Source organism: Sphingomonas sp. Leaf28, assembly GCF_001421685.1.
In the GTDB taxonomy this organism is placed as follows: domain Bacteria; phylum Pseudomonadota; class Alphaproteobacteria; order Sphingomonadales; family Sphingomonadaceae; genus Sphingomonas; species Sphingomonas aurantiaca.
This window is the reverse complement of record NZ_LMKX01000007.1, coordinates 808,682-823,579: the sequence shown is the minus strand read 5'-3', so window position 1 is coordinate 823,579 and position 14,898 is coordinate 808,682. Positions and strand designations below refer to the sequence as shown.

13 protein-coding genes are annotated in these 14,898 nt (G+C 66.9%); 11 read left to right on the top strand and 2 right to left on the bottom strand.

Features of this window, described 5'->3' with window-relative positions:
* Positions 1 to 177: 177 nt before the first annotated feature.
* Positions 178 to 1,179 carry a LacI family DNA-binding transcriptional regulator gene (locus ASE79_RS10075; protein WP_056415447.1) on the bottom strand — a complete coding sequence of 334 codons (1,002 nt, stop codon included), beginning with the start codon at positions 1,177 to 1,179 and terminating at the stop codon, positions 178 to 180.
* Between the two features lie 155 nt (positions 1,180 to 1,334).
* Between ASE79_RS10075 and ASE79_RS10070 the strand changes: the two genes are divergently transcribed.
* Genes ASE79_RS10070 through ASE79_RS10030 form a run of 9 tightly spaced genes read left to right on the top strand, consistent with a single transcriptional unit; the run spans position 1,335 to position 10,016 of the window.
* The gene (locus ASE79_RS10070) at positions 1,335 to 2,543 is read left to right on the top strand and encodes an MFS transporter (protein ID WP_235516843.1); all 1,209 of its coding nucleotides are present in this window, start codon (positions 1,335 to 1,337) and stop codon (positions 2,541 to 2,543) included.
* Positions 2,540 to 3,604, top strand: coding sequence for a sugar phosphate isomerase/epimerase family protein (locus ASE79_RS10065; protein ID WP_056415441.1), 1,065 nt, complete (start codon positions 2,540 to 2,542; stop codon positions 3,602 to 3,604). The genes ASE79_RS10070 and ASE79_RS10065 overlap by 4 nt, the downstream gene beginning before the upstream one ends.
* 17 nt (positions 3,605 to 3,621) lie before the next feature.
* Positions 3,622 to 4,743 carry a Gfo/Idh/MocA family protein gene (locus ASE79_RS10060; protein ID WP_056415887.1) on the top strand — a complete coding sequence of 374 codons (1,122 nt, stop codon included), beginning with the start codon at positions 3,622 to 3,624 and terminating at the stop codon, positions 4,741 to 4,743.
* Positions 4,740 to 5,126 carry a c-type cytochrome gene (locus tag ASE79_RS10055; protein ID WP_082445219.1) on the top strand — a complete coding sequence of 129 codons (387 nt, stop codon included), beginning with the start codon at positions 4,740 to 4,742 and terminating at the stop codon, positions 5,124 to 5,126. The genes ASE79_RS10060 and ASE79_RS10055 overlap by 4 nt, the downstream gene beginning before the upstream one ends.
* Positions 5,127 to 5,139: 13 nt before the next feature.
* Positions 5,140 to 6,051, top strand: coding sequence for a hydroxypyruvate isomerase family protein (locus ASE79_RS10050; protein WP_056415438.1), 912 nt, complete (start codon positions 5,140 to 5,142; stop codon positions 6,049 to 6,051).
* A gap of 11 nt (positions 6,052 to 6,062) precedes the next feature.
* Positions 6,063 to 6,893 (top strand): 3-keto-disaccharide hydrolase, encoded by an 831-nt coding sequence (locus tag ASE79_RS10045; protein ID WP_082445218.1) that lies wholly within the window; start codon positions 6,063 to 6,065, stop codon positions 6,891 to 6,893.
* On the top strand, positions 6,890 to 7,471 hold the full coding sequence (locus ASE79_RS10040) for a gluconate 2-dehydrogenase subunit 3 family protein (RefSeq protein WP_056415431.1): 582 nt from the start codon (positions 6,890 to 6,892) through the stop codon (positions 7,469 to 7,471). Before ASE79_RS10045 ends, ASE79_RS10040 begins: the two co-directional genes overlap by 4 nt.
* Positions 7,468 to 8,301: a sugar phosphate isomerase/epimerase family protein gene (locus tag ASE79_RS10035; protein WP_056415428.1), complete on the top strand. Its 834-nt coding sequence runs from the start codon at positions 7,468 to 7,470 to the stop codon at positions 8,299 to 8,301. The genes ASE79_RS10040 and ASE79_RS10035 overlap by 4 nt, the downstream gene beginning before the upstream one ends.
* 38 nt (positions 8,302 to 8,339) lie before the next feature.
* Positions 8,340 to 10,016 (top strand): GMC family oxidoreductase, encoded by a 1,677-nt coding sequence (locus ASE79_RS10030; RefSeq protein ID WP_056415425.1) that lies wholly within the window; start codon positions 8,340 to 8,342, stop codon positions 10,014 to 10,016.
* Positions 10,017 to 10,051: 35 nt separating this feature from the next.
* Here the strand turns inward: ASE79_RS10030 and ASE79_RS10025 are convergent, their stop codons facing one another.
* Positions 10,052 to 11,074 carry a YncE family protein gene (locus ASE79_RS10025; protein ID WP_056415422.1) on the bottom strand — a complete coding sequence of 341 codons (1,023 nt, stop codon included), beginning with the start codon at positions 11,072 to 11,074 and terminating at the stop codon, positions 10,052 to 10,054.
* Between the two features lie 179 nt (positions 11,075 to 11,253).
* Between ASE79_RS10025 and ASE79_RS10020 the strand changes: the two genes are divergently transcribed.
* Together ASE79_RS10020 and ASE79_RS10015 are read left to right on the top strand one after the other, a co-directional pair.
* Positions 11,254 to 13,626 (top strand): TonB-dependent receptor plug domain-containing protein, encoded by a 2,373-nt coding sequence (locus ASE79_RS10020; protein WP_056415420.1) that lies wholly within the window; start codon positions 11,254 to 11,256, stop codon positions 13,624 to 13,626.
* On the top strand, positions 13,626 to 14,894 hold the full coding sequence (locus tag ASE79_RS10015) for an aminotransferase class V-fold PLP-dependent enzyme (protein WP_056415416.1): 1,269 nt from the start codon (positions 13,626 to 13,628) through the stop codon (positions 14,892 to 14,894). Before ASE79_RS10020 ends, ASE79_RS10015 begins: the two co-directional genes overlap by 1 nt.
* The last annotated feature ends 4 nt before the right edge of the window (positions 14,895 to 14,898 follow it).

Below are 14,898 nucleotides of genomic sequence, written 5' to 3'. Positions count from 1 at the left end.
GTAGGTCGGTGACCAGCACGACAGCGGCACGGGCGGTGGCCCGTCGGGTTTCGCAGTTGATCTGTTCGGCATCGAAAACGACGCGATGGCCGAGATGGTTGCGGCGGGACGCTGCAACGCGTGCGATACGCCGTTTGCCCGCCGGCAAGCGGCTATAGCGCTTTCGGTCGAGCGCGATCAGCGGCGGGGTGCGGCGGTGCTGGCGCGGACGATCAGCGTGTGGTCCAGCGTGACCTGTCGGGCCGTGGTGTCGCCGCCGCGCAGGATGTCGACGAGCAGCTCGACGGTGCGGCGGCCGATCATCCCCTTGGGCTGCGCGATCGTCGTCAGCGGCGGCTGGAAATAGCGTGCGAGCGGCAGGTCGTCGAACCCGATCACCGAGATGTCGCCCGGGCAGGACAGCCCCGCATCGCCGATCGCGCTGAGTGCCCCCATCGCCATCTCGTCGCTGAAGCAGAAGATCGCGGTGACGCCCTGCGCGATCAGGTCGCGCGTGTGGTCGATGGCGGACCCCGCGGAATAGTCGCCGACGGCGATGTGCAGCCGGTCGCGCAGGCCCGCGCGTTCCGCGGCGGTGATCGCGCCGGCGAGGCGGTCGCGGCTGATCGGGCTGATCTCGGGGCCGGTGACAACGCCGATCGTCCGGTGACCCAGCCCGATCAGGTGGTCGATCGCGTCCGCGCTCGCGGCGGCATTGTCGATATGGACGCTCGGGACGCCGAGATCGGCGCTGTATTCGCAGCCGTTGACGATCGGCGCGGCAGTCCCTTTGCGCGCCAGCAGCGGCGCGAGCCGGGCAGGCAGTCGGTGGCCGAGGAAGATCAGCCCGTCGACCTCGCGGCGCGAGAGCATGTCGGCATATTGATCCTCGACCTCGGGATCGTGCCGCGTGTCGCCGACGACGACCGAATAGCCCGCATCGCGCGCGGCCTCTTCGGCGCCGCGGATGACGCTGGCGAAGAACGCGTTGGATATGTCGGGGACGGTCAGCAGGATCTTGGCGGCGCGCAACGTCCGCAGGCTGCGCGCGGCGACGTTGGGGGTGTATCCCGACGATTGCACTATCGCGAGCACGCGCAACCGGGTCTCCTCCGACACCTGTTCGGGGCGGCTGAGCACACGCGACACGGTGGCGGTTGAGACGCCCGCTAGTGCGGCCACTTCGATGATCGTCGGCATCGAGCCGTCATGGATCGGCGCGTCGACCCTGTCGATCTATATCCGATGTAATCCTTTACATTCGTTTCGCGGCTCCGTAGTTTCGGGGCCGACAAGCAGTAAAACTGCGATCGGAGAGGAATCGGATGGCCGTTGCAGATGATGGATCAAAGGCCATGACCGGGCCCCTGCTGACTGGCCGCCTGAGCGCGATGATGTTCATGCAGTTCTTCACCTGGGGCGCCTGGACCGTAACTTTGGGCCTCGTCATGCAGACGGTCGGGATCGGCAATCTGATCGGCAACGCCTTTTCGGTCGGGCCGATCGCGTCGATCGTGGGCTCTTTCCTGCTCGGCATGGCGGCGGCGCGCTATGTCAGCCCGCGGATGCTGATGGTGATCCTGCACCTCGTCGGTGGCGTGATCCTGTTCGCGCTGCCCTCGTTAATTACACCGGAGGCGGGCAGCGGGTTTGTCTGGCTGCTGCTGTGCTACATGATCCTCTACATGCCGACGGTCGGCCTCGCCAACACGATCGCGCTCAAAAGCTTCGGCGAGCGGACTGACAAGTTTCCGTTCGTCCGCGCGTTCGGGACGCTCGGCTGGATCACCGCCGGCCTCATCATTGGCTGGGCGGGCCTGTCGGCGAGCCCGGAGATCTTCCGCGTCGCGGCGGTCGTCTCGATCGCGCTGGGACTCTATAGCTTCACGCTGCCGAACGTCGCATCGGACGCGCCGCGCGACGAGAGCGTGCTCCGCCAGGTGTTCTGTGTCGAGGCGTTCGGACTGCTCAAGCAGCGCTCGTTCCTGATCTTCATGACGTGCGCGACGCTCATCTCGATCCCGTTGGCGATGTATTACGCCTATGCCTCGCCCTATGTCGGCGCGACCGGGATCAGCAATGTCGGCGGCACGCTCGCAATCGGGCAGATGTCCGAACTCGTCTTCATGTTCTCGATGCCGTGGCTGTACCGCCGCTTCGGCGTGAAGCCGCTGCTGCTGGTCGGCATGGCGGCGTGGGCATTGCGCTACGCCTTGTTCGCGATCGGTGACGGCGGTGCGTCGCTGTGGGCGGTGTATCTCGGCGTCGCGCTGCACGGCGTGTGCTATGATTTCTTCTTCGTCGCCGGCGCGATCTACACGGGTACGATCGCGACCCCGAAGGGCGTCAACGCGCAAGCCCAGGGCATGCTGACTCTGTTCACTTACGGCGTCGGGATGCTGCTCGGGTCGCAGATCGGTGCGCTGCTCTACGCGCAGCTGCCCGCGTCGCCTACCATCGCCGACTGGCAGCATATGTGGTGGTATCCCGCGATCGCCGCCGCGGTGATCGCACTGCTGTTCCAGTTCACCTTTCGCGACGACACCAGGAAGATCGCAGCATGACCGGCATGAAGGGCCCCGGGATATTCCTCGCCCAGTTTCTTGGGGATGAGGCTCCGTTCGACACGCTCGACGGGCTGGCGAAATGGGCGGCCGGGCTCGGCTATGTCGGCGTGCAGATCCCGTGCAATTCGCAGCTTATCGACCTGAAACTTGCCGCCGAAAGCGTGACCTATTGCGATGAGCTTCGTGGCGGGCTGGCCAGATACGGCATCGAAGTCACCGAATTGTCGACGCATCTGCAAGGCCAGCTGGTCGCGGTCCACCCCGCCTATGACACGCTGTTCGACGGTTTCGCGCCGCCCGAAGTCCACGGCAAGCCTGCCGAGCGGCAGCTATGGGCGGTCGAGCAGGTCAAGCTCGCCGCGCGCGCCAGCGCCAATCTCGGCCTGTCCGCGCATGCGACCTTCTCGGGCGCGCTGGCATGGCCCTATGTCTATCCCTGGCCGCAACGCCCCGCCGGGCTGATCGAGGAAGCCTTCGCCGAACTCGCGCGTCGCTGGACCCCGATCCTCGACGTGTTCGAGGAGGCGGGCGTCGATTGCGCGTTCGAAGTGCATCCGGGCGAGGACGTCCATGACGGCGCGACCTGGGAGCGGTTCCTCGCCGCGGTCGACAATCATCCGCGCGCGCGGCTGCTGTTCGATCCGTCGCACTTCGTGTTGCAGCAGCTCGATTATCTCGACTTCATCGACCGCTATCACGAACGGATTTCGTGCTTCCACGTCAAGGATGCCGAGTTCAACCCGACCGGGCGAACGGGCGTCTATGGCGGGTACGAGAACTGGGTCGACCGCGCGGGCCGGTTCCGCTCGCTGGGCGACGGGCAGGTCGATTTCTCCGCGATCTTTAGCAAGATGGCGCACTATGGCTATGACGGCTGGGCGGTGCTCGAATGGGAGTGCGCGCTGAAACGGTCCGAAGACGGCGCCCGAGAAGGCGCACCGTTCATCCGCGATCACATGATCCGCCGGGGTGACCGCGCGTTCGACGACTTCGCCGCCAGCGGCGTCGACCGCGAGGCGATCCGCGCGCTGCTCGGGCTGTCGGGGGACCGGTCGTGAGGCGGCTGCGGCTTGGCATGGTCGGCGGCGGGGAGGGGGCGTTCATCGGCGCGGTCCACCGCATGGCGGCCGCGCTCGACGGCGACTGGGACGTGGTGGCGGGCGCGTTCAGCACCGATGGCGGGCGCAACGCGCGGACCGGGGAGCTGCTCGGGCTCGAGCCGCAGCGCGTTTATCCGTCGCTCGACGCGCTGGTCGCTCATGAACAAGCATTGCCCGCGGAGCAGCGGATCGACGCGCTCGCGGTGGTCACGCCCAACCATCTGCACGCGCCGATGGCGATCGCGGCGCTCGACGCCGGCTTCCACGTCTTCTGCGAAAAGCCGATGGCGATGAGTGTCGCCGAGGCCGAGGCGATCGCCGCCGCCGCCAAGGCGAGTGGGTGCCGGTTCGCGCTGGCGTTCACCTACAGCGGCTATCCGATGATCGAAGAGGCGCGCGCGCGGGTCGAGCGCGGCGATTTCGGCGCGATCCGGCTCGTCCAGGTCGAATATCTGCAAGGCTGGCTCAGCCAAGCGATTGATAGCGACGGCAACAAGCAGGCCGAATGGCGCACCGATCCGGCGCGCGCCGGGCTTGGCGGGTGCCTCGGCGACATCGGCACGCACGCATTCCAGCTTGCCGAGCATGTCTCGGGGCTGTCGGCGCACTCGGTGTCCGCCGATCTGACCACGCATGTCGCGTGCCGCCGGCTCGACGACGACGTCAGCGCGCTGCTGCGGTTCGACGGCGGCGCACGCGGCGTGCTCAAGGCGAGCCAGGTTGCTGCCGGCGAGGAGAACGGGCTGCGGCTGCGCATCCACGGCGAGCGCGGCGGGCTCGACTGGTCCCAGATGGAGCCAAATACGCTGACGTTGCGCTGGCTCGATCGTCCCGCCGAGATCGTGCGGACCGGTGGCCCCGGACTGCACGACGGCGTGGCCGCGTTGATACGCACCCCCGCGGGGCATCCCGAGGGCTATATCGAGGCGTTCGCCAACCTGTACCGCGCGTTCGCCGCGGCGATCCGCGGCGATGACGATCGCTGGTATCCGGGCGTGACCGATGGCCTGCGCACGATGCGCTTCATCGAGGCGGTGATCGCCAACGCGGGATCGGACCAGAAATGGACTTTAGTGACTCCGGGAGAGAATGAATGAAGCTGCTCATGGCTCTGGTTGCGGGAAGTGTCGCGGCGGTTGCGGCGGTCACGGTGTCCGCGCCGACCACCGCCCAGTCGACCGCGACCTCGCCGCCCGCGTTCGCCGCGTGCCGCGCCTGCCACACCGTCGTGAAGGGCGGCCGCAACGGCATCGGCCCCAATCTCTACGGCGTGGTCGGTCGTGCCGCCGCAGCGGTGCCCGGCTTCAACTATTCGCCCGCGATGAAGGCGTCGAAGCTGCGCTGGGACGAGCAGACGCTGAACGACTATCTCGCCGCGCCGCAGAAGAAGGTGCCTGGCACGCGGATGCCGATCGCCACCCCCGATCCCGCCAAGCGCGCGGCGATCATCGCGTATCTCAAGGCCGAGGGCTCGAAATGACGGTGATTGTCGCATGACGCTCTCGCGCAGAACGCTGCTTGGCGCGGCCGCCGCCGCGCCGCTGGTGCCGGGGATCGCCGCGGGGCAACGCCGCAGCAGCAACGCGGCGCGCTTCTCGCTGGCCTATGCACCGCACGAGGGCAGCTTCGCCAGTCGCGGGGGGCGGATCGAACAGATCGCCTATGCCGCGGATCAGGGCTTCACCGCGTGGGAGGATAACGAGGCGGCGACGCGGTCGGTGGCCGAGCAGGAGCAGATGGCCAGGGCGCTCGCGCAACGCGGCATGACGATGGGCGTATTCGTCGCCAGCATGCCCAAATGGTCGCAGTCGCGGCCGTTGTTGGGGGCCAATGACGGCGCCGAGCGCGAGGCGTTCCTCGCCGATATCCGCGCTTCGCTCGACGTCGCCAAGCGGCTCAACGCGACGCGGATGACGGTCGTCACCGGCTTCATGGACCCGAAGCTGCCGGTCGATATCCAGACCGCACGCGTCATCGACGTGATGCGGCGCGCGGGCGACATCGTCGCGCCGTCGGGGGCGGCGATGGTGATGGAGCCGCTCAACACGCGCACCAATCATCCCGGCGTCTATATGCAGACGGTGTCGCAGGGCTATGCGGTCGCGCGCGGCGCCAACAGCCCCGCGGTCAAGGTCCTCGCCGACCTGTATCACGAGCAGATCCAGTCGGGGAACCTGATCCCGACGCTCGACACCTGCTGGAGCGAGATCGGCTATATCCAGTTCGGCGACAATCCCGGCCGCAACGAACCATCGACCGGCGAGATCAACTTCGCGTCGATCGTGAAGTGGCTGAAGGCGAAACGCTACACCGGCGTGATCGGCATGGAACACGGCAATTCGATCGCCGGCCGCGCGGGCGAGGATCGCCTGATCGCCGCCTATCGCGAGATCGACGCGACATGAGGGGGAAAAGCATGAAGAGGTGTGTGAGGACGGGCGTCGTCGCGGCGATGGCGCTGACGACGGCGGGGCCGGTCGCGGCGCAGGACAAGCCGGGGTTCAAGGACACGCCGATGCTGCCCGGCGGCCAGTGGCGTGTCCATGATGCCGACCGCCCCGCGCCGATCGTCGTCGCGCCCGCCGCCACCCCCGGCGGCGCACCCGCCGACGCGGTCGTGCTGTTCGACGGGCGTTCGCTCGATGCGTGGAAGCCCGATCGCATCGCCTGGCCGATCGCGAACGGCGCGCTGACGATCCCGTCGCGCGCGGCAAGCGGCGGCGAGAACAACCTCGTCTCGAAACAGAGCTTCGGCGACGTGCAGATGCACCTCGAATTCCGCTCGCCCAACCCGCCGACCAAGAGCTCGCAGGATCGCGGCAACAGCGGGATCTGGTTCATGCAGCGCTACGAACTGCAGATCCTCGATGGCTCGCAGAACCCGACCTATGCCGATGGGACGGTCGGCGCGGTCTATGGCTGGAAGCCGCCGCTGGTGAATGCCGCGCGCAAGCCGGGCGAGTGGCAGACCTACGACATCGTGTTCGAACGCCCGCGCTTTGCCGCCGACGGCAGCCTCGTGCGGCCCGCCTATGTCACCGCGCTGCTGAACGGCGTGCTCGTGCAGAACCATCAGGCGATGCTCGGCACGACGATCTGGCGCAAGGTCGCCAGCTATACCGCGCACGCGGATGCCGCGCCGATCCAGCTGCAGGATCACGATTCCCCGGTGTCGTTCCGCAACATCTGGGTCCGTCCGCTGCCCGCGGCGGCGATCGCGCAGGATCTTGGAAAGGACGGCAAATGATCGACCGCAGAACTGCACTCGCCGGCGTCGTCGGCATATTCGGCAGCGCGCTATTCGCGCCGATCGCGCGCGCCGCCGGGGTCGGGCAGGCGCCCGGCGCCGCGGCGGGCATCCCCGTCATCAGCGAAGGTCCACCCAGCGTCGCGGTGTTCACGGCCCCGCAGCGCGCGTTGATGACCGCGCTCAGCGAACGCGTGCTCCCGACCACCGATACGCCGGGCGCGATCGCGGCGGGCGTGCCGGCCTATATCGAGAAGCTGCTCGCCGACTGGGCCGCACCCGCGGACCGCGCGCCGATCCTCGCCGGGCTCGACGCGATCGAGGCGCGCTGTGCGAAGGACTATAAGGTGCCCGGCGCCCGCGCGACCGCGGCGCAGCACGATGCGCTGCTGACGCTCGCGATGAACGACCAGATCCCGTCGGGCGGCGTGTTCTTCGAGGCGTTCCGACAGCTCGTGATCACCGGCTATTACACGTCTGAGATCGGCATGACGCAGGAGCGCGAATATCTGCCGGTGCCGGGCGAGTATAACGGCGCATTCCCCTATTCCCAGGTCAACAAGGTGTATTCCGCATGATCCTCAGCCGTAGAACCCTGCTCGCCGGCTCCGGCGCGGCGGCCGCGCTCGCCTTCGTCCCCACCGCCTCCGCCGCACAGTTGAAGGCGATCGGCCTGCAACTCTACACGATCCGCGACATCTTCTCGAAGGATCCGTTCGGGACGCTCAAGCAGGTCGCGCAGATCGGCTACCGCGAGGTCGAATATGGCGGTGGCGGCTTCGAGGGCATGGACCATGCCAAGCTGCGCCGGACGATGGACACGCTCGGTCTGACCGCGCCATCGGTGCATATTGGCTATGACGCGCTGCTCCAGCGCTTCGACCAGTCGGTCACGATGGCCAAGACGCTTGGCGCGACGACGGTCGTGCTGCCCTACATGACCGACGAGCATCGCAACGAACAGGGCTGGGCCGCGGCGCTGCCGAACTTCAACCGGTTCGCGGCCGACCTGAAAAAGGCCGGGCTGGGCTTCGCCTATCACAACCATGATTTCGAGTTCACCACCAAGCCGGGCGGCGTCAGCCTGTACGAGCGGCTGCTGAAGGAGACCGACCCCGCGCTCGTGAAGCTCGAACTCGACCTTTACTGGGCGCTGCACGCTGGTGAAAACCTGACGACGCTGATCGAGCGCCTGTCGCCGCGCCTCTACGCCTATCACGTCAAGGACATGCGCCCGGACCGCAGCATGGCCGCGGTCGGGGCGGGCACGGTCGATTTCGGTGCGCTGTTCAAGCTTAAGGCCAGTGCCGGCGTCCGGCATTTCTATGTCGAGAACGACCAGGCCCCCGCGCCCTATCTGCCCGACATCACCACGAGCTTCCGGACACTGCGCGCTCTTCGGTTCTGACCCGGGCGTTTTTGACAGCTTATTAGGAGAGGAAGATCATGGCCGAGACCAACAGGTTCGACGCGATCGTCATTGGATCGGGCGTCAGCGGCGGCTTCGCTGCGAAGGAACTGACCGAAAAGGGCCTGCGCGTGCTGATGCTCGACCGCGGCAAGATGGTCGAGCATGGCGAGGGCTACACCTATGACGGCAAGCCTGCCTATGAGGTGCCCGCGCGCAACATCATGCCCAAGCCGCTGATGGACAGCGACTATTTCATCGCCAAGAACGGCTATGTCCAGCCAAGCAACCGCGAGTTCCACAATGACGACCGGCTGAACCCCTATGCGTTTGACGAGGGCAGCAAGTTCTACTGGATCCGCTCCGGCGCGGTCGGCGGCAAGTCGCTGATCTGGGGTCGCTGGTGCTTCCGCTGGAGCCCGGCGGATTTCGAGGCGAACAAGCGCGACGGCATCGATGGCGAGTGGCCGATCGGCTATGACGACGTCGCGCCCTGGTACAGCTATGTCGAGAAATATATCGGCGTGTCGGGCTCGCGCGAGAACCTCGCCTATCTGCCCGACAGCGAATTCCAGCCGCCGATGCCGATGAACGTCGCGGAGAAATGGCTGAAACAGGGCCTCGAGACCAAGTTCCCCGGGCGGAAGCTGATCAACACGCGGCTGTCCAACATGACCGAGGACAAGCCCGACCAGAACCGCACCAAGTGCCAGTTCCGCAACCAGTGCGGCAATGGCTGTTCGTTCGGTGCCTATTTCTCGACGCAGGCCGTCACCTTGCCCGCCGCACGCGCGACCGGCCGGCTGACGCTGAAATCGGACTCGGTCGTCACCAACCTGGTCTACGACGCCAAGCGCAAGAAGGTCACCGGCGTCCGCTACATTGATGCGAAGACCGGCCAGGCCGAAACCGTGCAGGCCGATCTCGTCTTCCTCTGCGCCTCGACGATCGCCTCGACACAGATCCTGCTCAACTCGCGCGCGCCGGGCAGCGACCGCAGCTATTTCGACGATAGCGGGACGCTCGGGCGCTACGTGATGGATCACATCTTCCGCGTCGGCGTCGAGGGCGACATTCCGGGGATGGAGGAATTCATCGAATTCGGCCGCCGTCCGGGCGGCGTCTATATCCCGCGCTTCCGCAATATCGGCGGCACCGAGGATGTCGGCTTCAAGCGCGGCTATGGTTATCAGGGCAGCGCCTTCCGCAATCCTGCGGCGCCGGTCGGGTTCGGCGCATCGATGAAGCAGGGCATGCGCAAATACGCGCCGTGGCGGTTCAGCATGGGCGCGTTCGGCGAATGCCTGCCCTATGCCGACAACAAGGTGTCGCTGCACGCATCGAAGGTCGACCGGTTCGGTGTCCCGCTGGCCCGCTTCGACGTGACCTTCCGTGACAATGAACTGAAGATGATGGCGGATGCCCGGACGCAGGGCGAGGCGATGCTCAAGGCCGCGGGCCTGACCAACGTCAAGAGCAACGAACGCGAACACGTCCCTGGCGACGCGATCCACGAAATGGGTGGCGCACGAATGGGTCGCGATCCGCGCAAATCGGTGGTCAACGAGTGGAGCCAGGCACATGCCGCGTCCAACCTGTACGTTACCGACGGCTCACAGATGGCGTCGATCTCGTGCGTGAACCCGTCGCTGACCTTCATGGCACTGACCGCGCGTGCGGCGGATCACGCGGTCAAGCAGTTGAGGAAGGCCTGACCAGCTCGCGGTGCTGATCCGGGGGCTCGGCGGCCTTACCGGATCAGCACCGCGGAGTCCGGTGCCGATCCGGTCGCGAAACCCCCGACGACCTGCCAAGCGCGCAGGTCGACGATCGCCACCCGGTCGGTCTGCAACGCGGCATAGAGTGTGTCGCCGACGATCGTCAGGCCCGGTGCCGCCGCTGGCAGCGAAAGATAGTCCTCCTCCGCCAAGGTCGTCGGGTTCAGCCGCGACAGGCTCTTGTCCTGCGTGTTCGACACGATCAGCCGGCCATCGGTCTGCGTTACGATCCGGACCGCTTCGCCGCGCATCGTTCGCTGCATCCGCGGGGCCAGCGACGTCGCATCGAGCGCGTGCAGCGTGCCGCTTGGCCGGTCGATCACGAACAGCGTGCGTTCGTCGCGGCTCAGCGTCATTGCCTCGGGCGCGACGCCGATGTGCCGGCGGACCGGCGCCACGCTCATGTCGTCCGGATCGACCATGATCACCCCGCCGCTCAGCGTATCGGCGACATAGGCGCGCGTGCCGTCGCGGCGGATAATCAGATAGTGGCTTCGCACGCCGGTGACGGGTACCAGTCGCGACGGCGCTTCGTCTGTCGCCGGCGTATCGAAGCGCGCGAGCACGCTGTCCTTCTCCGACAGCACGTATAGCCGTCCCCGCGAGTCCATCCTGACGGCGTGGAGCCGGCCATAGGGCGCGAGGTCGATCGACCGCACCAGCGTCTTCTTCTCGAGATCGATCACCCAGATCCGGTGGCCGCCCGCGCCCGGCGCCTTCCAGGTTTCCACGCCGTAATCGCCGACGAACGCATATCGCCCGGCGGGATCGGCGACGATCTCGTGCGGCTGCGTGCCCAGCGCGATGACGCCGACGCGCTTCCCGCTCGGCACCGCGTAGAAGGCGACGCGGCCTTCGTTCTTCTCGATCAGCGCCAACGTCTGCGCCGCGGGTTTGGGCATGGCCTGCGCCATGGCGCGCGTGCCGATCACCGTCGCAGCGACGACGCCCCCTGCGAGCGTCCAGAGACCTTGGCGGCGGGTAATCAACGACATGGCAAAACTCCTTGCTGTCGTCCCAAAGACTTTAGCGACGCTCGGGTTCCGCCGGTGCCCGCGGTGGCTCGGCCCGTCCCATGTCATCAATCTGCACCAGTATCGTCACGATCGTGAAAGGCGGCGTGGCTAGCCCGCTCCCGAACCGGCGGATCCAGTCCGGCAACCCCAGGGGCATCATGAAATTCATCACCTGCAGCGCGTTGGTCGCGCTGATCGCCAGCTCGTCCGCCTTTGCCCAGACGGTGCCGCAGCCCGGCGACGATGCGAACGCGGCGGACAGCCTGATCGTCGTCACCGGCACGCGCGATCGCTCGCGGACCCAGTTCGACACGCTGGCCCCGGTCGACGTGCTGTCGCGCGACGCGGTGCGATCGAGCGTCTCGGGTGACCTGTCGGACACGCTGGCGCAGCTGCTGCCGTCGTTCAACGTCCAGCGGCTCCCCGCCGCCGATGGCCAGGCGTTCGTCCGCCCGGCCACGTTGCGCGGCCTGTCCGCCGACCAGACGCTCGTGCTCGTCAACGGCAAGCGCTATCACCGCTCGGCACTGCTCGGCACGCGCGGTGCACAGGCCCCCGATCTTGCGGGAATTCCCTCTATGGCGATCAAGCGTATCGAAGTTCTGCGCGACGGCGCCTCGGCCCAATATGGCTCGGATGCGATCGCTGGCGTCGTCAACATCATCCTCGACGATACCGCGGGGATGGAGGCGTTCGGCCAGGTCTCGCAATATTACAAAGGCGACGGCAACGAATATCAGACCGGCGCGCGCGGCGGTATCGCGCTGGGGGATCGCGGCGCGATCGTCGTCACCGGCGAATATGATCATTCGGAGGCCACCTCGCGCACCCGCCAGCGGCCCGACGCGCTCGCGTTCCAGGCCGCCAATCCTGGCCTGGTCGTCCCCAACCCCGTGCAACGCTGGGGCCAGCCCGACGAAGAGCGGATCCGCGGTGCGATCGACGCGCATTATGCATTCGCCGACGCCGCCACGCTGTATCTGTTCGGCACCGCGCAACAGGGGGAGGGCGTCACCGACTTCAACTGGCGCAACCCGGCCGGCACCAGCACGGTGTACAATCCCAGCAGCGCGTTTCCCGGCTTCTCGTTCCGCAGCGTCTATCCGGTCGGCTTCACCCCGCGCTTCGGTACGACGTTCAGCGATTATCAGGGCGATGGCGGGCTGCGGGGCGAGCTGAGCGATCGGTTCAGCTATGATCTCAGCGCCGCGGTCGGTCGCAGCCGCATCGCCTACACGCTCAAAGAAAGCCTGAACGCGTCGCTCGGGCCCGCCAGCCCGACCAGCTTCTATCTGGGCCAGCTCGAACAGCGCGAGTTCAACCTGAACGCCGATTTCGTCTATCGCCTGCCGGTCGGCACCGCGCATCCGGTCAACGTCGCATTCGGCGCGGAACGGCGTCGCGAGACGTACGAAGTCTCGGCGGGCGATCCCGCATCCTATGCGATCGGTGCGGGTGCGGCGACGGGGCTCGCGCCCAATTCCAACGGCTTTCCGGGCTTCAGCCCGAGCCTTGCGGGGGTGTTCGATCAGACCAGCTATGCAGGCTATCTCGATCTCGAATGGCAGCCGGTCGAGACGGTGACGCTGGGCGCCGCCGGCCGGTACGAGGATTTCTCCGCATTCGGCGACACGTTCAACTACAAGCTGTCCGCCCGGTTCGAACCGATCAAGGGGATCGCGGCACGCGGGACCTACTCGACCGGCTTCCGCGCACCGACCCCGGCGCAGCTCAACACGTCGCAGACCACGCAGGGACTCGACACGACGACCTTGCAAGTCTTCAATCAGGGCCGCCTGTCGCCGAGCGATCCGCTGGCGATCGCCCTGGGGGCTAAGCCACTGACGCCCGAGACGTCGAAGACCGGTACCGCGGGGCTGACGTTCCAGACGCACTTCGGGCTTACCGGGTCGGTCGATGCGTATCAGATCGATGTCGACAATCGCTTCAGCCAGTCGCAGACCTTCGCGGTGCCGGCGACGTTCGCCAATCCGCAACGCTTCACGGCGGTGTCGTACTTCACCAACGATTTCGACACGCGCACGCGCGGGATCGATGCCGTGCTGTCCTACGCGCATCGCGTCGGACCGGGTCGCGCCAGCCTCAGCCTCGCCTACAATTACAACCAGACCAAGGTCGGCAGCGGCGTCAGCGCCGCGATCCCGAACGAGACGCAACGCCGCATCTTCGAGGAGCGGCTGCCCCGGCATAACGGCACTGCGACGCTCGGCTACGATATCGGCGCGGTCTCGTTCCTCGCCCGAGCCCGCTATTACGGGGCGTGGACGGACGTCACGGGCAACGCGACCGGCGAACTGTTTCAGCAGTTCGGTTCGATCGCGTTGTTCGACGTCTCCGCCAGCTACCCGTTCGGCGGGCATTTCACCGTGCGCGTGGGGGCGGAGAACGTCGCCAACACCTATCCGGCGGAGGCGACGAACCAGGCGGTTCGTGGCTTGATCTACTCGCGCAACGCACCCTACGATACCGATGGTGGGCAATATTACGTTCGCTTGGGGATGAACTTGTGATGCGGTATGTCGTCGACCGCCGCCTGTTTCTCACCGGTGCCGCGGTGTTGCCGATCGCGCGCGCCAGTGCGTCGCCGGCCGGTCCTTCGTCGCAGGGCGCGGTGACGGGGGACGCACTCTTCTGGAAGAACGTCGCGTCGCAGTATGACGTGACCCGCAAGGTCATCCAGCTCGAGAACGGCAATTGGGGGATGATGGCCCGCCCCGTTCTTGAAGCCTATCAGGACAATGTCGCACGCGTGAACCGCGACACGAGCTATTACACGAGGCGCGGCATGCTCGCAGACTGGCGCGCGGCGCGCGATGCGCTGGCCGCCGAACTGCACGTCGCGCCCGACGAGGTAGCGTTCACGCGCAACGCGACCGAGGCGCTCAAGGCCCTCATTCTCGGCTATAACCGGCTGACGCCGGGCGATGCGGTGCTCTACGCCGATCTCGATTACGACAGCATGCAGGCATGCATGGAAAGTCTGAAGGCGCGCCGCGGCGTGTCGGTGCTGCGGATCGCGCTGCCCGAGCCGGCAACGCGCGCGTCGCTGATCGAGGCCTATGCGCAGGCGATGGCCGCGAACCCGCGGCTCAAGCTCATCCTGCTGACGCAGTGCAGCCATCGCACCGGACTCGTCCTGCCGGTCCGAGAGATCGCCGCGCTGGCGCGCGCGCGCGGTATCGCGACGATCGTCGATGCCGCGCATAGCTGGGGCCAGCTCGACATGACGCTCGCCGATCTCGAGTGCGACTATGTCGGCATCAACTGCCACAAATGGCTTGGCGCACCGCTCGGCGTCGGCGCGATCCACATCAGGCGTGCGGCGCTTTCGGCGATCGATCGGGACGCGGCAAACTCCGCCTCGGACCGCGACACGATCGAGGCGCGTATCCACACCGGCACTGTAGATTTCGCCGCGCCGTTGAGCGTGCCTGCCGCGCTCGCGTTCCAGGCGGGTATCGGGCGCAAGCGGCGGGCGGATCGCCTGGCCGCGCTGCGCAATCGCTGGGTGGACCGGGTGACATCGCTCCCCGGGATCGAGGTGCTGACGCCCACCGATCCGGCGTTGCACGGGGGCATCACCTCGTTCCGTCTAGCCGGCAAGACGAGCACGGCCGACAATGTAGCGCTCGCGCGGACGCTGCTCGACCGCTTCGGCATCTTCACGGTCCACCGCGAAGGTTTGGCCTCCGGAGCGTGCGTGCGCGTGACGCCCGGCTTGTTCAACACGATGGCCGACATGGACGCGTTGGCGAGGGCGGTACGGGCCCTCGTCTGACGCG